The sequence below is a fragment of the Vibrio sp. V39_P1S14PM300 genome (genome assembly GCF_009904765.1).
GTDB classification, from domain to species: domain Bacteria; phylum Pseudomonadota; class Gammaproteobacteria; order Enterobacterales; family Vibrionaceae; genus Vibrio; species Vibrio proteolyticus.
In genome coordinates this window covers 1-4389 of the sequence record NZ_WXWP01000237.1, presented here as the reverse complement: position 1 = coordinate 4389, position 4389 = coordinate 1, and the positions used below count along the sequence as shown (strand labels likewise).

Here is a 4389-nt window from a genome sequence, read left to right as displayed (position 1 = left end):
CCCATATATTATCGAAGAAATATTAGGACATTCTCAAATCAGTAAGTTGGTGGAAGCGGTCGTCAGGCCAGCCGCTTTTGATGCAAATATTGAGCAACAGCGTCAAGTAAAAAAGGAGCATCACAAAAAGGCAGCGTACGTGTATATGATTAGTTCTATCAAAGGCACGGTCAAATCGAATCCCCTCCCCGACTTGCAGAGTATCGCCGGCGTGGTTTCGGCGAAATATCATTTTGGAGTCGGTGATGTACAACACAAAACTGTGGATTTGTTGACAGCACCAGGCGTTATAACTGTCATTGGGGAAGACAGCAAAGACCTAGAAGCGGCGATTGATGAAATCAGAACTCGCGAACAAGCTTTTTATGATAAGGGATTGGATGCAGTTTGTATTGGTTCATCTCTTGATCAAGATCTGACCTCATTGGTTGAAGCTACCCAGCGAACCTTCCCTTGGTATGAACAGATAAACCCAGTTGATACTAAGGAGCCTTTTACCATCAAGGATTTGCCGTTTATTGATGAGAAAGTCTTGACCCAGCATTACTACCACGCTGAGCATGATTTTGAATCAGCAGATGCCTACTTAACATCAGGGACCACGTCGGGGAAAAGGAAGAGGATCCTTTACGCTCCATCAGACCAAGATATTTACCTGCGACAAAGGAAAAAGATAATACAACAATTTTGCGGTGAGGGTTATAAGACAGCGTGTGCTGATCTCGGGACTGGGCACGCAGCGTCGACAGCAGGGGAAATATTTCGCTTGATGGGTTGCGAGACAGAGTTGATCGATTTTACGCGCCCCATTGGAGAGCATATTGAGGTCTTAAATCGCTTCAACCCAGATATTTTCTTCACTATGCCAATGATTTTAGATGCGCTCATCGCCACAGAGGAAATGACGGCAAAACCTAAAAAAATTATTGTACTGGGCGATGTCGCGAGTTTGGCTTGGCAGGAAAAAGTGGCGACGTTTTTCGGCATTTCAACCGACGATATTTTGGACTTGTTCGGCAGCATTGAAATTGGCTCTATTGCGTTCTTTAATCATGACATTGGCAGGTACCAGTTTGATGACTACATCTTGCCAGAGGTTGTGGATGCTAACATTCTGTATCCAGAAGCAAAATACAATGGGTCTGGTGAAATACTACTGCTCACATCTTTTGCCCGAGCGTATTTTCCCGCTGTTCGCTTCGTAACAAACGATTTGATTGAGGGCTTTGAATGCATCGAGCATCAAGGAAAGAACATTTATACTTTTCGGCGCTGTCTTGGGCGTTATTCTGGCGAATTTAAGCATGGCGAGAAAATTAATCTAGCAGATATAACGACAGCAATCGCATTGCATGCCCCATACAAAGCATATGACTTAGATGACTCTCAAGGAGGACTGGTTATTCGCATTGCTGACCCGGATTTAAGTGAGCAAAAAAAAGCAGCAATTAAACGCGAGTTGTTCAGACTCAATCCAGACATATCTGAGATGGTCTCCTCAGGATTGGTCGGGGATATTAAAGTAATTTCCGTATCCGAAGGTGAGATCAGCTGTGCCGTTAGCAAACGTCGATATAAGTCGTAGTTGGAGAATAAGTCATGTGTGGAATTGCAGGTATTAAACACTTAGGTAAGCTAGGCAAGGACAGCGATCGTTTGCAAGCGATGCTAAAAGCATTATACCACAGGGGGCCTGACCAAGAGGGGCTCTACCAAGATAGCCAGATCCAGATGGGTATGCGTCGGCTTAAAGTGGTCGCACTTGAAAACGGTGTGCAGCCTTGCTTCAGCGACAATGGTCGGTATGTCATCGTCTTCAACGGTGAGATATACAATTACGTTAGCTTGAGAAATTCTCTGAAAGAGAGGGGTTTGAAGTTCACAACCGATTCAGATGCTGAAGTTATCGTGAACTTATATCAAGAATACGGCAATGATTTCTATCATAAGCTGGAGGGTATGTTCGCTGCGGCAATATACGATACCCAGGATCATTCTGTACTTTTGGTGAGAGACAGGGCTGGCAAGAAACCTCTCTATTACAGTTATGAAAATGGGATCTTGTGTTTCTCATCCGAGATGCGTTCTTTGCTTAAAAGCGGCTTTGTGGACCGGCAGCTTAACCATTCGGCTGTGGATTATTTTTTGAAGTACCGTGTGATGCCAAATGATCAAAGTATATTCGACACGGTTCATAAAGTGCCGGCGGGATCGAGTGTCAGATTTAGTGATGTAGGCACCACAGAAACTAAACATTGGTCAGTAGATTACTCGCCAAGTATTGTTAGGCGTACTGAGTCGGAGTGGATTGAAGAAGTTGATTCTGTACTCAACAAATCAATAGAGAAACGGTTACTAGCAGAAGTGCCGGTTGGCACAATGCTAAGTGGCGGCTTGGACTCCAGCTTAGTTACTGCCATCGCACAAAAGCAAGGTACGATCCACAACCTTAAAACTTTCTCAATTGGCTTCCGTGACGCGGCGTTTTCTGAATTGGAATACGCAAGAAGATTGGCTAAAGAGCTTGGCACCGAACACTATGAGTATGTAATTGAGCCGGAAGAGGCTATGCAGGCAGCCCATGAATTGGTATGTCATTTTGGTGAACCGTTTGCGTTTCCATCGTCTATTGCGAGCTATTTTATGTTCAAATTGGCTAGGGAGCATGTCACTGTGGTTCTGGGAGGCGATGCTGCAGATGAATTATTCGGTGGTTATGCAAGATATCAACTGATCCAGCATTTTCCAGACATCCCGCCAGAAATGGGTTTACCACGGAAAGTTGACCTTAAAGGTGGGGACTGGAGTCATCTCAGTTTCCCGCAGTTTTACCAATCATTGTTAACCGATGGCCTTGATAGCGACAGTAGAGCGGCTCTGTATAGTCCGGAATTTAAACAGCACCTTGCCCAAGAACGAAATATAAGCAAATGTCAACGCTACGTACAGCAATTATCCTCGGACTCTAAGAATTACCTGGATGTTGCGATGGAGTATGACTTTAACCATTGGATGAATGAAGCTCAGCTGGTAAAAGTTGACATTGCATCTATGGCAAACTCGCTCGAGGTTAGGACGCCATTTCTTGATAGGTCGTTGGTAGCGTTAGCTACTTCCATGCCAATAGATTTCAAATTGCGAGATGGCAGGGAAAAACATGTACTTTATCGGGTCGCAGAGAAATATCTACCTAATTTTATTTTGGAGAGGAAAAAACAAGAGCTAGCGGTTCCTTTGGAAAAATGGCTGTTGAACAATATTAAAGGGCAGGTGACAGATACGTTGTTGAGTGAAAAATCGCTCAACAGAGGACTGTTTGATTGTGCGGCATTGACTAAGTTTGTCTCTGAATTTAAACCGGAAAACAGTTACGCAATCTGGACCCTGTATATGTTGGAAGTTTGGTTTTTGAGAGTGTTTGAACAGGAGTAATAACGAAGATGCGCGATATGTATTTTATTGGGGTGCTAATGGTGATGCTCTACATAGGCATTGCTTCTACACAGAGTGTGGTACTCAATATTTGGCTTGTTTCGACAAATGTATTTGTGATGGTAGCCCTGAGTTTTACAATTGCCACAGGGTTCTTTTCACTTGTTGCGTTGTTAAAGCAGCCTCAATCTTATCGGGCGTTACAGAAAGATTGGAAAATGATTGTGGTATTTAACGTGGTCACCGTGTGTAATTGGTTGTTTTATTTCCTGTCCGTCAAGTACCTTGAACCCTCTGTTGCTGTCACGATTACACAGGGCTTTGGCCCTGTTGTCATGACTGTGTGGTTGCTAGCGAGAAAGGAACGTGTGTCTAAGTTTACCCAAGTTTGCCATTTTATCGTTTTTTGCGCTATTGTGGTGCTGTGTGTTTACGTTTTTTCTAGTCGCTCAACGTTAAGTGTATATAGCCAATCCCAAATACTGTTAGGTCTGCTCTTTGCTCTACTATGTTGTATCAGCATTACCGCAACCGTAGTCATCTCCAAGAAGTTTGCTACTAACCAAGTGCCAGCGACGACAATGCTCTCTATTCGCTTTCCACTACTGATTTTAGTATCGGCTGCCTTCATCCCCTTCCAAAAAGGTGTAACATTGAATGTTGAGGATATCTACGCCATTCTGGCTGTGTCGCTTGTGGGAGTATGCACGTCAATTTATGTCTTGCAAAAAGGCATTGAAATGACCTCTCCGTTGGCGGTATCGACGTCATTGGCGGTATCGCCGCTTGTCGTGTTAGGGATTCAAAGAGTACTAACTGACTACCCGCCTTCTAGATTGTTGCTGTTTTTGGTTTCGTTGATTGTCCTAGTTTCTGTTATTTCCTTAGTGTATGAAGGAAATCAAGTAAAAATAGTAGAATGTAAAGCCGATTAAGAAAATAGAGTGTATTTAATAT

The 4389-nt window shown here is 43.6% G+C and carries 3 protein-coding genes; all 3 read left to right on the top strand.

The annotated features are described in order from the left end of the window. Positions 1 to 1585, top strand: a 1585-nt coding sequence (locus tag CAG65_RS22080) for a hypothetical protein (RefSeq protein ID WP_202599366.1), incomplete at its 5' end; no start/stop codon positions are given. 14 nt (positions 1586 to 1599) lie between these two features. Continuing rightward, a complete protein-coding gene (gene asnB / locus CAG65_RS11920; protein WP_161453774.1) occupies positions 1600 to 3432 on the top strand; it encodes an asparagine synthase (glutamine-hydrolyzing) in 1833 nt (610 codons plus the stop codon). An 8-nt stretch (positions 3433 to 3440) separates the two neighbouring features. Continuing rightward, a complete protein-coding gene (locus CAG65_RS11915) occupies positions 3441 to 4367 on the top strand; it encodes a DMT family transporter (protein WP_161453773.1) in 927 nt (308 codons plus the stop codon). Positions 4368 to 4389 lie beyond the last annotated feature (22 nt).

Excerpts from the sequence above, each read along its gene's own strand:
- asnB (WP_161453774.1), top strand. The coding sequence starts at position 1,600 with ATGTGTGGAATTGCAGGTATTAAACACTTAGGTAAGCTAGGCAAGGAC.
- CAG65_RS11915 (WP_161453773.1), top strand. The coding sequence starts at position 3,441 with ATGCGCGATATGTATTTTATTGGGGTGCTAATGGTGATGCTCTACATA.